The organism is Streptosporangium sp. NPDC049376 (assembly GCF_044466505.1).
Taxonomy (GTDB): domain Bacteria; phylum Actinomycetota; class Actinomycetes; order Streptosporangiales; family Streptosporangiaceae; genus Streptosporangium.
On the sequence record NZ_JBITMT010000024.1, the window covers coordinates 38,887 to 52,889 of the forward strand.

At 70.0% G+C, this 14,003-nt stretch carries 14 protein-coding genes; 9 read left to right on the top strand and 5 right to left on the bottom strand.

The window, feature by feature from the left end:
- Positions 1 to 48 precede the first annotated feature (48 nt).
- Positions 49 to 2,154, bottom strand: coding sequence for a PhoX family protein (locus tag ACIBVQ_RS35610; RefSeq protein WP_399183026.1), 2,106 nt, complete (start codon positions 2,152 to 2,154; stop codon positions 49 to 51).
- A 136-nt stretch (positions 2,155 to 2,290) separates the two neighbouring features.
- Between ACIBVQ_RS35610 and ACIBVQ_RS35615 the strand changes: the two genes are divergently transcribed.
- On the top strand, positions 2,291 to 2,737 hold the full coding sequence (locus tag ACIBVQ_RS35615; protein WP_399183028.1) for a sterol carrier family protein: 447 nt from the start codon (positions 2,291 to 2,293) through the stop codon (positions 2,735 to 2,737).
- A 355-nt stretch (positions 2,738 to 3,092) separates the two neighbouring features.
- Here ACIBVQ_RS35615 and ACIBVQ_RS35620 read toward each other — a convergent pair whose 3' ends face one another.
- Positions 3,093 to 3,383: a hypothetical protein gene (locus ACIBVQ_RS35620; RefSeq protein WP_399183030.1), complete on the bottom strand. Its 291-nt coding sequence runs from the start codon at positions 3,381 to 3,383 to the stop codon at positions 3,093 to 3,095.
- A 159-nt stretch (positions 3,384 to 3,542) separates the two neighbouring features.
- On the opposite strand from ACIBVQ_RS35620, the gene ACIBVQ_RS35625 reads away from it, so the two are divergent.
- From ACIBVQ_RS35625 to purM, 3 genes are all read left to right on the top strand, one after another.
- A complete protein-coding gene (locus ACIBVQ_RS35625; protein ID WP_399183032.1) occupies positions 3,543 to 4,073 on the top strand; it encodes a hypothetical protein in 531 nt (176 codons plus the stop codon).
- Positions 4,074 to 4,717: 644 nt separating this feature from the next.
- Positions 4,718 to 6,154 carry an amidophosphoribosyltransferase gene (gene purF / locus ACIBVQ_RS35630; protein WP_352015249.1) on the top strand — a complete coding sequence of 479 codons (1,437 nt, stop codon included), beginning with the start codon at positions 4,718 to 4,720 and terminating at the stop codon, positions 6,152 to 6,154.
- A 37-nt stretch (positions 6,155 to 6,191) separates the two neighbouring features.
- Positions 6,192 to 7,217: a phosphoribosylformylglycinamidine cyclo-ligase gene (gene purM / locus ACIBVQ_RS35635; RefSeq protein WP_352015250.1), complete on the top strand. Its 1,026-nt coding sequence runs from the start codon at positions 6,192 to 6,194 to the stop codon at positions 7,215 to 7,217.
- Between the two features lie 182 nt (positions 7,218 to 7,399).
- Here purM and ACIBVQ_RS35640 read toward each other — a convergent pair whose 3' ends face one another.
- Entirely contained in the window at positions 7,400 to 7,633 is a 234-nt protein-coding gene (locus ACIBVQ_RS35640) for a DUF3073 domain-containing protein (RefSeq protein ID WP_352015251.1), read from the bottom strand.
- A gap of 150 nt (positions 7,634 to 7,783) precedes the next feature.
- Positions 7,784 to 8,887 carry a Glu/Leu/Phe/Val dehydrogenase dimerization domain-containing protein gene (locus ACIBVQ_RS35645; protein ID WP_362778160.1) on the bottom strand — a complete coding sequence of 368 codons (1,104 nt, stop codon included), beginning with the start codon at positions 8,885 to 8,887 and terminating at the stop codon, positions 7,784 to 7,786.
- Between the two features lie 186 nt (positions 8,888 to 9,073).
- Between ACIBVQ_RS35645 and ACIBVQ_RS35650 the strand changes: the two genes are divergently transcribed.
- The gene (locus ACIBVQ_RS35650; protein WP_352015253.1) at positions 9,074 to 9,931 is read left to right on the top strand and encodes a hypothetical protein; all 858 of its coding nucleotides are present in this window, start codon (positions 9,074 to 9,076) and stop codon (positions 9,929 to 9,931) included.
- Between the two features lie 322 nt (positions 9,932 to 10,253).
- Positions 10,254 to 10,457 carry a developmental transcriptional regulator BldC gene (gene bldC, locus ACIBVQ_RS35655; protein WP_013133571.1) on the top strand — a complete coding sequence of 68 codons (204 nt, stop codon included), beginning with the start codon at positions 10,254 to 10,256 and terminating at the stop codon, positions 10,455 to 10,457.
- Between the two features lie 230 nt (positions 10,458 to 10,687).
- On the opposite strand, the gene ACIBVQ_RS35660 is transcribed toward bldC, so the two are convergent.
- Complete coding sequence (locus ACIBVQ_RS35660; RefSeq protein WP_362778162.1) at positions 10,688 to 11,383, bottom strand: TetR/AcrR family transcriptional regulator; 696 nt, start codon at positions 11,381 to 11,383, stop codon at positions 10,688 to 10,690.
- Positions 11,384 to 11,583: 200 nt separating this feature from the next.
- Here ACIBVQ_RS35660 and ACIBVQ_RS35665 point away from each other — a divergent pair, with 200 nt between their 5' ends.
- The 3 genes from ACIBVQ_RS35665 (at position 11,584) to ACIBVQ_RS35675 (ending at position 13,977) form a co-directional block, all read left to right on the top strand.
- Positions 11,584 to 12,669 (top strand): LacI family DNA-binding transcriptional regulator, encoded by a 1,086-nt coding sequence (locus ACIBVQ_RS35665; protein WP_352015255.1) that lies wholly within the window; start codon positions 11,584 to 11,586, stop codon positions 12,667 to 12,669.
- Positions 12,670 to 12,787: 118 nt separating this feature from the next.
- On the top strand, positions 12,788 to 13,036 hold the full coding sequence (locus ACIBVQ_RS35670; protein ID WP_352015256.1) for a hypothetical protein: 249 nt from the start codon (positions 12,788 to 12,790) through the stop codon (positions 13,034 to 13,036).
- A gap of 77 nt (positions 13,037 to 13,113) precedes the next feature.
- Positions 13,114 to 13,977 carry an N-acetylmuramoyl-L-alanine amidase gene (locus tag ACIBVQ_RS35675; protein WP_362778166.1) on the top strand — a complete coding sequence of 288 codons (864 nt, stop codon included), beginning with the start codon at positions 13,114 to 13,116 and terminating at the stop codon, positions 13,975 to 13,977.
- Positions 13,978 to 14,003 lie beyond the last annotated feature (26 nt).

A 14,003-nucleotide genomic window follows, 5' to 3' on the forward strand; every position in this document is an offset into this window, starting at 1 on the left:
GCCCGCGGCCCCGCCCAGATGGGCGCGGGCGGCACCGGGATCATCGGGTCAGGAGCCGATCTTCCCGCCCCTCTTGTGCCAGGTGACCACCACGGCGGGGCGGGGCTGGCTGGTGCCCCCGTCCGGCCAGTGGCTGCTCGGCGCCTCCGGGGTGGCGCCGTTGGTCTCCCCGGGGTGCTGGACGGCCGTGAAGACACTGCGCTGGTCGGGGCTGACCAGGGGGCCACAGGTCTCCGCGCCGACCGGGACGCTCAGGAACTGCTTGAGGTGGCCGCGCTCGGGACCGCGGACCGGCATGACGAACAGGCCGTCGTGGGCGCCGAGCTGGTTGCCGTCGGTGGAGATCCACAGGTTGCCGTCGCCGTCGAAGGCGACGTTGTCCGGGCAGGAGATCGGCGAGACCTTCGTCTTGTCGAACCCGGCGAAGTAGGTCGCCGGGTCGTTCGGGTCGCCGCAGACCAGCGGCAGCGACCAGGAGAAGGTCGTGGCGCCCGCGTCGTCGCGCCGCTCCGTGATCTCCAGGATGTGGCCGTGCTTGTTGGCCGGACGCGGGTTGGCCTCGTCCACCTGCGCGGGGGTCCGGTTGGCGTTGTTGGTCAGCGCCACGTAGACGCCACCGGTGACCGGGTTGCGCTCCACGTCCTCGGGACGGTCCATCTTGGTCGCGCCGACCTTGTCCGCCGCGGACCGGGTGTAGACGAGGACCTCCTGGGCCGTCATGCCGGGCACGTGCGAGATGCCGCCGGTCACCAGCGGAATCCACTGCCCGGAGCCGTCGAAGCTCCCGTCTGAGGGCAGCTTGCCGCTGCCGTCGATCTCCTTGGCCGGGCTGTCCCCGGTGAACTTCGCGACGTACAGCGTGCCCTCGTCGAGCAGCGTCCGGTTGTGCCGGTCGAAGCCGGGGATGTAGCGCCTCTTCGAGACGAACTTGTAGACGTACTCGAACCGGGAGTCGTCCCCCATGTAGGCCACGACCCGGCCGTCCCTGGCCAGGGTGGTCGTCGCGCCCTCGTGGGCGAGCCTGCCCAGGGCGGTGCGCTTGATCGGGGTCGAGGTGGGGTCGAACGGGTCGATCTCCACGATCCACCCGAACCTGTTGACCTCGTTGGGGTGCTTGGCCAGGTCGAAACGCTCCTCGACCCGGTCGAACCTGCGGTTGCCCGCCGGGACGCCGGTCGTGGGGCTCACGCCGTACCGGGAGAGGTAGGGCTTCTGGGCCTCGGGGACGCCGTTGCCGTTGACGAAGTACTGGTTGAAGTTCTCCTCGCCGCTCAGCACCGTCCCCCACGGGGTCGTGCCGCCGGCGCAGTTGTTGAGCGTGCCGACCGGGGTGGTGCCCGCCGGGTCGGCCGCGGTCTTCAGCAGGTCGCCGCCCGCGGCGGGACCGGTGAAGCGCATCGGGGTCAGCGCGGTGATCCGGCGGTTGTAGCGGCGGCGTCCCCGGGTGACGAGCCGCCACTGTCCGGTCCCGCCGACCCGCTCGATCTCGACCACCGAGCCGCCGTGCGCGGCCAGCGCGATCCTGATCTGCTCCTCGGTCGCGGCGTCACCGTTGGTGTAACCGCGGAACATCAGGTTCTCGTCGGTGTACTCGTGGTTGACCCAGAGCAGGCCACGGTGGCCGCCCAGCGGGAAGAAGGTGACGAAGTCGTTGTTGTAGCCGAACTGCTTGGCCTGCGCGTCCGCGCTCTGGTTCTCGAAGTCGAAGGCGGGCGCGTCGGGCAGCACCGGGTCACCCCAGCGCACCACCGGCGCCGTCTCGTAGCCCTCGGGAACCGTCACCCTGTCGTCGGTGTTCGGCGGGACCGCGGTGAAGGTGAGCCTGCCGCCACCGTGACCCCCGTGGCCTCCCGGGCCGCCGTGGCCGGGACCGAAGGCCTGCGCCGCGTCGTCGGGGCCGGGAGCGGCCAGGGCCGGGGCCGCGCCCGTCGCGACGGCGCCGATCGCGAGCGCGCCGAGGGTGCCCGCGCGCAGCACCCCGCGGCGGGAGACGACCTCGGCGACCACGTCACCGAAGTAGGTGTTCTCGCTGGTGTTCTGGACGTCGTGAGCGCACTGGTTGCCGCAGCGGAACCAGCAGGTCAGCGCGCTGCGTCCACCCCCGTGAGGGTTGGCCAGCAGGGGGAGCGCTCTGCGCGGTGACACGTTCGCCACGGGGGCCTCCAAGGTTGTGGTGCGACCGGTTCGGCTGGACGTTACGAGGGCCGGGGGAATCCGGAGTGAACGACGTCTGCCCACCCGGTGAAGCGTGTGTCGCGATCCCCACCCCGAGCCGGGGGATGATGGGAACGTGCCTCCTCACAAGCCGGATCCCGCCAAGGTCCACGCCGCCCTCGACGCCCAGCTCGTCGCGCTCGGCGAGCCCGCCTACGACGGCGGGGAGACGACCGCCGAGTTGCTGCGGGCCTGCGTCGCCGTGGTGCTGCGGGCCTACGACCTGGGCCTGCGCCCCGAGCGGGAGGCCGCCCGCTTCGCCGTACGGCACCTGCTCGACCGGCTGGCCACGGCGGCTCCGGGACGGACCGTCGAGGTGCGGGTCCCGCCGTACGCCGCGGTGCAGTGCGTCGAGGGGCCCCGGCACACCCGGGGCACCCCGCCGAACGTGATCGAGACCGACGCGCTCACCTGGCTCGAACTGGCCACCGGGCGGCTGACCTGGGAGCGGGCCGAGGAGGAGGGCAGGGTCACGGCGAGTGGAAGCCGGGCCGACCTCTCCACCCACCTGCCCGTCGCCTAGACACCACCCGAAGGCCTCGCCCGCCACACCGTAGAACCACCCGGAGCACGACGCGCGGCTGACCGAGGTCGTCTCCTTCTCGTCGCCCGCCACACCGTAGAACCACCCGGAGCCCCTCACGACCGCCCCCGTGCCCACCCACCACCGCGGGCCACCACTACGGTCGGCCACCGTGAGGCCACCGTGGTCGCAGCGGGGCCATCGCGAGGCCGCTGCGGGAGTCACAGTGGGTGTCATTGCGGGGTCACAGTGGGACCGCTGTGGGCCACATTGGGCCACAGCGGGATCACAGTGGGACCTCTGTGGAGTCACTGCGGGGCCGTGGGGCCAACTGTGGAGCCGCTGCGGCCATCACCTACGACCGCCACTGTGGCGCGCTCTGGACCTGTACGCCCAGCCGCTCCTCGACACAGCGCTGCTGCAGGCCGGGCGGCAGGTCCATGCAGTCACCGACCGTGCTGTAGAACCACGTCAGGAACACCACCGCGATGATCAGCGCCAACACGCTCAGCACGATGCCCCCGACGGCGCGCCCCCGGTTGGAGTCCTTCACGAAGGCGACGATGCCGATGACCAGTCCGGCGATGGCCGTCAGCACGCCGAGGCCGCACACCACGAGCAGGAAGATGCTCGCGATGCCCAGCACGAGCGACGCCGTGCCGAGCCCGCCGCCCTGCGGCTTCTGGTAGGGGCTCTGGTAACCCCCCTGGTACGGCGGCGCCCCCGGATAACCCGGTCCCCCCGGCGTGAGCGGCGGCTGGTAGGGCTGCTCCTGCCCGTACGCCCCTTCCCGACCGGCCCCCGGATGCTGCCCGTACGGCCCTTCCTGTCCGGCTCCCGGGCGTTCCTGTCCGTACGGTCTCTCTTGTCCGGCTCCCGGGTACTCCTGTCCGTACGGCCCTTCCCCGCCTACCGGGCGTTCCTGGCCGTACGACCCTCCCTGGCCGGTCCCCGGGTGCTGGCTATACGGTCCCTCCTGCCCGCCTCCTGGACGATCCTGTCCGGACGGCCCTTCCTGACCGGCTCCTGGGTACCCCTGTCCGTACGGTCCCGCCTGACCGCTTTCCCGGTGTTCCTCGCCGTACGGTCCCTCCTGGCCTCCCCGGTGGCCGGCGGCCTGCTGGCCGTACGGCGATGCCCCTCCGCTCGCTCCGCCGTACGGAGCACCCTGGCCCTGGGCGCCCTGACCTCCGTAGGGACTGGCGCCGGGGATGCCTCCGTACCGGCCGGGCTCGGGATACTGGAACACCTCGGTGGCGTCCGAGCCCCTGTCCGAACCCCTGTCTGGGCCTCTGTCTGGGCCTCTGCCTGGGCCTCTGTCTGGGCCTCTGTCTGAGCCGGGGTCGGTCTGGAGGGGTTCCGGGACCTCGGGAGCGATCGGCAGGTCGGGATGACGCGGTGTCACCGGTTCGTCCGGCGTGGAGATCGGCTCCCCCGGCGGCCTCTCCCATCGCCCCGGCGCCCCGGGTTCCGGCGCCCCCGGCACTCCAGGACCGGGCACTCCCGGCGTTCCCGGGCTCGGCACTCCAGGACCGGGTCCCGGCGTTCCCGGACTGGGCACTCCAGGACCGGGCAGCCCCGGTTCCGGGGCTCCCGGCTCCCGGGGCACCGGCCCGCGCGGTTCTGGAGACCACGGCTCCGGCTCCTCGGGGATCGGCCGCCTGGGCTCGGGAGAACGCGGCTCCGGTTCCTCCTCTCCCGGGGCCGTCGGGTGCTCCCGGCCCGACGCCTCCTCGGGCTCCCCGTCTGGCCACCGGTCCCGCTGTTCCCGCCGCGGATCAGGCTGGTTCGGGTCCTCAGGTGTTGTCACGTCCACTCTCCCGACGTGTAGGGATGCCGGATACCCCACACTCCCCCGGCTCTTTGCCGTGAAACAGGCCGACACGGCAAAACACTGACGATTGTTCGGCAACGGTGCGGCAGACGGCGGAGAAGGCCCCCGGGTTCGAGCAACGAGGAAGCCGACCTAGACTGAAGCATGTGCTGAAGGGCGACGGCCAGCTGAGCCATGACCTTGACCCCCGTGACCGGCCTCCGAAAGACGCGTGCGGCGTCTTCGGCGTCTGGGCACCCGGGGAGGAAGTCTCCAAACTCACCTACTACGGGCTGTACGCGCTGCAGCACCGCGGGCAGGAGTCCGCGGGCATCGCGGTCAGTGAGGGAAGCCGCATCCTCGTCTACAAGGACATGGGCCTTGTCGCCCAGGTCTTCGACGAGTCGATCCTGGGCACCCTCCGCGGCCACCTGGCGATCGGGCACTGCCGCTACTCGACCACCGGGTCGAGCGTCTGGGAGAACGCCCAGCCGACGCTGAGCTCGACCGAGGAGGGCGGCCTCGCGCTCGCCCACAACGGAAACCTGATCAACACCCCCGAGCTCTCCCAGCGGCTCGCCCCCGGCTCGACCAGGGCGACGACCGACACCGAGGTGCTCGCCTCACTGCTCGCCCAGGACCGCAGCCAGCCCATCGAGGACGCCGCCGCGGAACTGTTCCCGCAGGTCAAGGGGGCATACTCGCTCGTCTTCATGGACGAGCGCACCCTCTACGCCGCCCGTGACCCGCAGGGCATCCGCCCGCTGGTGCTCGGCCGTCTCGAACGCGGCTGGGTCGTCGCCTCGGAGACCGCCGCGCTGGACATCGTGGGCGCGACCTTCGTCCGCGAGATCGAGCCGGGCGAGCTGATCACCATCGACGAGCGGGGTGTGCGTTCGCGCAAGTTCGCGCTCCCCGAGCCCAAGGGCTGCCTGTTCGAGTACGTCTACCTGGCCCGTCCCGACACCACGATCGCCGGGCGCAGCGTGCAGAGCACCCGCGTCGAGGTCGGCCGGGTGCTGGCCCGTGAGCACCCCGTCGAGGCCGACCTGGTCATCCCGACGCCCGAGTCCGGCACCCCCGCCGCCGTCGGCTACGCCGAGGCGAGCGGCATCCCGTACGGCCAGGGCCTGGTCAAGAACTCCTACGTCGGCCGCACGTTCATCCAGCCGTCCCAGACGATCCGCCAGCTCGGCATCCGGCTGAAGCTCAACCCGCTGAAGGAGGTCGTCGCGGGCAAGCGTCTGGTCGTGGTCGACGACTCCATCGTGCGCGGCAACACCCAGCGGGCGATCGTCAAGATGCTGCGCGAGGCGGGGGCCAGGGAGGTCCACGTCCGCATCTCCTCCCCGCCGGTCGCCTGGCCGTGCTTCTACGGCATCGACTTCGCGACGCGGGCCGAGCTGATCGCCGGTTCGCTCAGCGTCGAGGAGATCCGTGCCTCCCTGGGCGCCGACTCCCTCGGTTACATCTCGATCGAGGGGCTGACCGAGGCGACCACGATCCCCGCTGAACGGCTCTGCCGGGCCTGTTTCGACGGCGTCTATCCCATCGCCATCGACCAGGACAACGTCGGCAAGTACGTCCTGGAAGCCAAGCTGTGATCCTGTCTGTGATCCCGCAGAACACCTCGGAGACCGCATGACCAGTTACGCCGCCGCCGGTGTGGACATCGACGCGGGCGAACGCGCCGTCGAGCTGATGAAGGCGAAGGTCGCGCGGGCGCGACGGCCCGAGGTGGTCGACGACGCCAGCGGCTTCGCCGGTCTGTTCGACGCCTCGGCGCTGCTCGGTTACCGGCGTCCGCTGCTGACCACCTCGACCGACGGGGTCGGCACCAAGGTCATGTTGGCCCAGCGCCTCGGCAAGCACGACACGATCGGCATCGACCTGGTCGGCATGGTCGTGGACGACCTGGTGGTCTGCGGTGCGGAGCCGCTCTTCATGACCGACTACATCGCCTGCGGCAAGGTCGTCCCCGAGCGGATCGCCGAGATCGTCGGCGGTGTCGCGGAGGGTTGCCGCCTGGCGGGCTGTGCCCTCGTCGGCGGTGAGACGGCCGAGCACCCGGGCGCCATGGGCGCCGACGAGTACGACCTGGCGGGCGCGGCGACCGGTGTGGTCGAGGGCGACGAGTTGCTCGGCCGTGACCGGGTCCGCGAGGGTGACGTGGTGCTGGCGCTGGCCTCCTCCGGCGTGCACTCCAACGGCTACTCCCTGGTACGGCACGTCATCGCGCAGGCCGGTCTTTCGCTCGACGACCAGTTCGCCGAGCTCGGCCGCACGCTCGGTGAGGAACTGCTGGAGCCGACCAGGATCTACGCCCTGGACTGCCTTGAGCTGACCCGTGCGACGGAGGTCCACGCCTACGCGCACATCACCGGCGGCGGCCTTGAGGGCAACCTGTCCCGTTCCCTGCCGCCGACGCTCGACGCCCTGCTCGACCGCTCCTCCTGGACCCCGCCCGCGGTCTTCGGGCTGCTCGCCGGGCACGGGAAGATCGCGCAGGCCGACATGGACCGCACCTTCAACCTCGGGGTCGGCATGGCCGCGATCGTCGCGCCGGAGGCCGTTGATCCGGCCCTGGCGCTGCTCAAGGCGCGCGGCCTGCCCGCCTGGGTGCTCGGCGAGGTCGTCCCCGGCACGGGTGTCGCGCGTTACCGCTAGCCGTGTACGGCGAGCCCCGGGTGGATGGCCACCCGGGGCGTCTCGGCGTCCGGAACGCCTCCGTGAAAACGCCGAACAGCGCTCCGGGAGCCGGAGCGCTGTCGGGAAAAGACACAGGGAGAGAACACCCGGTGGTCTTTCGGCCCCCGGGTGTCTCTCACTCGTATTCGAAGTGAAGCCGCCTAACGCCGGCCGGACGTCCCGTCTTCACGGTCGTCTCCGGAGCCGTAGTCATCGGCGTAATCGGCGTACCGCTCAGCCAGTTCGTCATAGGAGTCGTTGGCGTCGTCATTGTGGTTGGAGTCGTCTCTGACTCCGAGCTCGTCGCGAAGACGCTCAAGATCAGTGCCACCGCTGTTGTACTTCAGCTGGCGAGCAACCTTGACCTGCTTGGCCTTTGCTCGGCCGCGCCCCATTGGCTCGACCCCCTCGTGTGGGGTCGTGCCCGACCCCTCGTCGCTAACGCACCACGCACTGACGCCACCTGACTTGAGGCGTCAGCTCTCGTTCGACTACAACCGTACCCGTTTTACGCCCGGCTCGGTACGCCGTATGGGCGTGATGGGCTAGCGGCCCAGCCAAATGCCCCTAATTCGCCCGACTTCCGACATTCTGCGCTCCGCTAGCCTATCGGCTGCGACCGCCGGAGGGACGCCATCCTCGTCCGCCGTCACGAAGATCTTGAGAGTCGTGTCGAAGATCTGGGTGGCCTTTGCCTTCGCGCGGCCCATGTCGAACCCGTGGATCTCGTCGGCCACCTGGATGACGCCGCCGGAGTTGACCACGTAGTCGGGCGCGTAGAGGATGCCGCGGTCGGCGAGCTCCTTCTCCACCCCCGGGTGCGCGAGCTGGTTGTTCGCCCCGCCGCACACGATCTTGGCTCGCAGCCTGGCCACCGTCTCGTCGTCGAGTGCCCCGCCCAGGGCGCACGGCGCGTAGACGTCGATGTCCGCACCGGTCAGCGCGACCTGGTCGGCGACCACCTCGACCTGCGGGTGCCTGGCGCGGACCCGCTCGACGGCCCGCTCGCTGACGTCGCAGACCACGACCTCGGCCCCGGCCTCGACGAGGTGGTCGACCAGGCGGTGGCCGACCTTGCCGACGCCCTCGACACCGACCCTCCTGCCACGCAGTTCCGACGTGCCGTGGACGTGCTCGACGGCGGCCCGCATGCCCTGGAACACGCCGTAGGCGGTCAGGATCGAGGAGTCGCCCGCCCCGCCGTTGGCCAGTGTGCGGCCGGTCACGTAGGAGCTCTCGCGGGCCACGAGGTCCATGTCCTCGCTGTAGGTGCCGACGTCGCAGGCCGTGAAGTAACGGCCGCCGAGGGACTGCACGAACCTGCCGTAGGCGCGCAGCATGGCCTCGTTCTTGTCGACGGCGGGGTCTCCGATGATGACGGCCTTGCCGCCGCCGAGGTCGAGACCGGCCAGGGCGTTCTTGTAGGCCATCGCCCGGGAGAGGTTGAGCACGTCGGTCAGGGCCGCCTGCTCGCTGTCGTAGGGGTAGAACCTGGTGCCGCCCAGGGCGGGACCGAGGGCGGTGTTGTGGATGGCGATGATGGCTCGCAGGCCGCTGCGCTCGTCGGAGCAGAACACGACCTGCTCGTGCCTGGCCTGGCTGTTCGCTGGGCTGGTGTCCTTGTGGGACAGCCCGAAGACGTCGGTCACGGTGGTGGCTCCCGGTCGTCCGTCCGCCGCTCCGTTGCGGCGGAGATCACCCTCAGCGTAGCCAGAACCATGTAACGAGCCGCGATCGCGCCCCCTGGGTCTCACCAGCCGAGACACCATGGACGACGGAACTCCTCACGACGGCGGCACCGGACAACGGCCTGCCCTTCGTGACACGATGCGGACGTGCTGCCCTATGCCGCGTACCTCCGTGTCTACGAACCGCTGACCGCGTTCGCCCCGCCGGAACGCTCATCCTGGGCCGCCTACGCCGAGGCCACCGACCGGCCTCGCCGCGCGGGCGCGCTCCACGCCGAGCACGGCGAGGCCGTACGGCGTCTCCTGGGGGTGCCCCCGTCCCCCGCTCCCGCCCAGGAGAGCCCCAACGCCTACCTCAGGCGTGTCGAGGACGTCCTCTACGTCTGCCCGTGGCAGAGCCGGCTGAGATCGTGGCTGGCCTTCTCCCGCTTCCGTGGTTCGACCCCCGTGAGGCTGATGGAGCGGTTCGTACCGATCTCCGTCGCCGAGCAGACGGCCGACGACTTCGACAAGTTCAAGCGCCGTGGCGGGGCCGCCGCGTTGCGCACCCATATCCGTACCTCGACCTGGCACGTTCCCACGTCGTGGTTCGTCCCCTTCGACGGCAACGAGCGCTGGCTCGTGCTCGAAGGAGAGGGAGACCCCGAGGGCACGACCACCACGAGGAACCTCATCTACGTGACGTCCATGGCCCACGCCAGACGGCGCTGCGCCCGCGCCCTGCAGATCATCCGCAGGCAGGTCGGCGAGGTCGCGGTCGCCGCCGAGGTCGAGGAGATCGCCCGCTGGCTTGAGGAGTTCCACCCGCACTCGCTCGTGGAACTCGACTACGGCGGCATCGTCCACCTGATGGGCGACGACAAGCTCCAGGCCGACCAGTCGGTCGCGGAGATCGCCGCCGCGCTGACAGGTCTGGAGAACGGCGAGGAAGAGTTGGCCTACGCCATGTACCAGCGTGTGATCCTCCGCTGGAGATCAATACAACTTCTCGAATCAGCAAACTGAGTCGCAAATCATCCCTCTGACCTGCATAAGTAGGTTCGTCGATGACCGGTGACACGTCTACGAACTGAGTAGTTTGCCGTTTTCACTGCGATACCACGAAACGTGTCGCTAGAATCACCGAGCGTGACAACAACAGGTGCACAAGAGAGATGAGCCACTCAAAGGCTCGCCAATCGCTCTACGTGGCTGTATGGTCACATCGGGTGATGCCGCATATGGCCCGAACAGCCGCACGCAAGGGGCCATAGGGGGACAACATCCGTGACAAGCGTCAAGTCGCAGGATCGCTGTCGCCGGTCCACATGGAGGAGAGGCCGCACAAATGTCAGCTCGTACACCCGAGGCAGAGCCGCTGCTCACCCCGGCGGAGGTCGCAACCATGTTCCGGGTCGATCCCAAGACCGTCACCCGGTGGGCGAAGGCCGGGAAGCTAACGTCCATTCGCACACTCGGCGGACACCGCCGCTACCGGGAAACCGAGGTTCGCGCGCTGCTGGCGGGGATTCCGCAACAGCGCTCGGAGTAAGACGGGGGCCGTCACGGACCTAGGGGGGATCCAGCGCGCGCTCACGTCGGATTCGTGAGCGCGTGAGGCCAAACGGGTTATGTGGGATGCGGCGTCGCCCGCCCGGCGCCGCCCCACATCGTCCCATACGGCCACGCGGCCCCGAAGCCTGGTCCCACCCCTGCCCCGGCCCCCACACTCCGTCCGCACGCTCCGCAACCCACGGCCCGCCCGGTGATCTTCCGAGCCGGTCACGGTGCGTGTTCGGAGACCAGGTTCTCCAGCAACGGCACGACCCTCGGGTCGTGACCGGCCGCCACGCCGAGCGTGGCCACCATGTGGTCGACCAGTATGCGCTCGACCACCCGCCGGTCGACGTCGCGGTACTCCAGCCAGTCGAGGGCCGCCGTCTCGACCGAGGCGATCCACGAACGCAGCGTGACCCGCAGGACGGGTCCGGGTTCCTCGACCCGCAACAGCCTCATCACCAGGCCCAGCAGGCGGTGCCGTACCCCGTCGACGATCTCGCCGACCTCGCCGCTGCGGTTGGCGGGGCCGCCTCTGACCAGCGCCGCGAAGCCTGCGGCGCGTTCCTCGACGAAGTCGAAGTAGCGTTCCAGCCCCACGGCGAGCCGCTCGACCGGGCCGCCGTTCTCGCTCGGCTGCAGCCGCGCCTCAAGTTGGTCCGCCGCGCTGCGCAGCGCGGCCACGTAGAGCTCCTGTTTGCCGCCGAAGTAGTGGTAGACCAGCGCCCGCGACGTGCCGGCGGCCGAGGCGACGTCGTCGATGGAGACGTCCTCCGCGTCGCGCGCGCCGAACAGCTCAAGGGCCGCCGCCACGAGTTCCTCACGCCGCCGGTCGACGCTGAGCCTGCGCCGTGCGGGACGCGCGCCCCGCCCCGCGGGTCTGTCCCGTTCCCGTTCCTCGGCCCCGGATATCGAACCCACGTCCCGCACACTAGCCGAGCCGATCAAGGGGTGGCGGGGAGAAACAAGAGTCGTTTTCTGGGCTTTCGCCGTGGTGAGCCGCCATCTGGGTGACCGGAGTGGGGGGAAAGATCCAGGAAACAGCCTTCAGGCCGTACCCGATTCGTAACTCGATCGTTTTGAGTGACAGGTGCCCATCCACCACTTCCCGGGGGAGAGCCATGTCAGGACCACCGGTCAACACCACCGTCACCCGAGCGCGCGAGTTCGCCGACCCCGTCCTACAGGACGGCGCGGGGCCGCGTCCACGGCCCACGATCCGCAACGTGGCCGAGCGCGCCGGTGTCTCCAAATCACTGGTCTCGCTCGTGCTGCGCGGATCGCCGCACGTCAGCGAGCACCGGAGGCAGGCGGTGCTCCAGGCGGCCAGAGAGCTCGGATACCGGCCGAACGCGGTCGCCCGCAGCCTCGTCGAGGGCCGCACCCACCTGGTCGGGGCGCTCGTCGCCGACCTGCACAACCCCTTCTACGCCGAGTTCCTCGACGGCCTGCAGGAGAGCCTGCACGGCGACGGCCTGCGGCTGCTCATCGGCAACAGCCAGTGGGACCCGGCCTTCGAGGACGAGGCGGTCGAGGCGTTCCTCGAACTGCGCGTCGACGGCCTCGTCCTGCTCGGCATCGCGCCGACCAGCGAGACGCTCGTCGAGGCCACCGGTTACACGCCGACGGTCGTGGTCGGCGAACGTGACATCGAGCTGGGCGGTGTGGACATCGTCGTGGACGACGACCAGCTCGGGGCGCGGCTGGCCATCGACCACCTCGTGGAACTCGGCCACCGCAGGATCGCCCACATCGAGGGCACCCGGTTCTCCTCGGGCCGCTTCCGGTGCGAGGGCTACCTGGTCGCGATGCGCAGGCACGCGCTGGCGCCGTACATCATGGTCGAGCAGGGCGAGTGCACCGAGGAGGGCGGGGCGGAGGCGGCGCGCAGGCTGCTGACCCGCGACCCCCGTCCCACCGCGATCTTCGCCGCGAACGACACGGTGGCGATCGGGGTACTCGCCGCCGCCGCCGAGCTCGGCCTGCGGGTGCCCGAGGACCTGTCGGTCGTGGGATACGACAATGTCCACCTCGCCGGGACCCAGCCGATCTCGCTGACGACCGTCGACCAGCCCCGCAGGGCGATGGGGCGCTCCGCGGCGGCGCTGCTGAGCGACCGGATCGGCGACCCGGGCAAGGTCGCGCGGCTGCGCGAGATCACTCCCAAGCTCGTCGTACGGCGCAGCACGGGCCCCGCGCTGCCGTAGGGAGCCTGCCTGGAGCGTTACAGGTCCAGGCAGGCCCCAAGTCCCCGTCAAAAGCAGGTCAACCCTCGATGTCGCGAAGACACGCGGGTGTTGACTGCGATGTGACGAGGGGGTAGCAATGCGTGATCCTGAGCTGATTTCGTGTGCCCAACGGGCGGCCGCCGAGCTTGAGCGGGCATGGGCGCACTGGCGGGCCACCAGAGGGCGCGGCGAGGACACGGGCGCCGAGTCCGTCGCGAGCTACGTGGCCCATTCGATCGACCATCCATGGGGCCGTCCGCGTGTGGTCCTCGGACTGGACGCGGACGACGCCAGAGAACTCGCCGCGCTGCTGCAGAGGCAGGAGACGGGAGAGCGGGTCTGGTGACCGCCGGGGTCTCGGCGAGGTAACGGTCCCGGGCCACGTAGGTTGGGTGGTTGACGGTTCCTTCGAGGAGGATGAGCGTGACCAGCAAAGCACTCGTGGCCACTCTTGCTCTGTGCGGCCTTGGCGTCGCCGCCTGTGGCGGCACCACGGGCGGCACCGGCGCGGCCCCGGCGCAGAACGGCGGCCCCGCCTCCGGTACGGCCTCACCCGCCTCCGCGCTGTCGGAGCGGACGGCGACCCCGGCTCCTGAGACCCCGGCGACGGGCGGGAGCGTTCCCGCGGACCCGCTGAAGGGCAAGGTCGTGGTCATCGACCCCGGCCACAACGGGCAGAACTACCGGCACCCTGCGGAGATCAACAAGCAGGTCGACGTTCTGACCCAGAAGAAGGCCTGCGACACCACCGGCACCGAGACCAACAACGGTTACACCGAGGCGGCCTTCACCTGGGACGTCTCCCAGCGGCTGGCCAAGATCCTCAAGAGCAGGGGCGCGACGGTCAAGCTCACCCGGCAGAACAACTCGGGCTTCGGACCGTGCATCACCGAGCGGGCCGCGGTCGGCAACAAGGCCCACGCCGACGCGGCGATCTCCATCCACGCCGACGGGGCGTCCGCGGGCGACCACGGCTTCCACATCATCATGCCGAAGAAGATCAACGGACCGGTCGACCCGGTGGTCGGGGCGTCCAGGAAGCTCGGCATCGACGTACGGAACGCCTACAAGGCGGGCACCGGGACGCCCTACTCCACCTACATCGGTAGCAAGGCCCTCGACTTCCGCAACGACCTGGGCGGCCTGAACCTCTCCACGGTGCCGAAGATCTTCATCGAGTGCGGCAACATGCGCAACGCGGGGGACGCGGCGAATCTCCAGAGCCCGGCGTTCCGCCAGAAGGCCGCCCTCGCCCTTGCCAACGGGCTGCAGAACTATCTCAAGTAATGCGCGATCATGTTCGATTTGACATG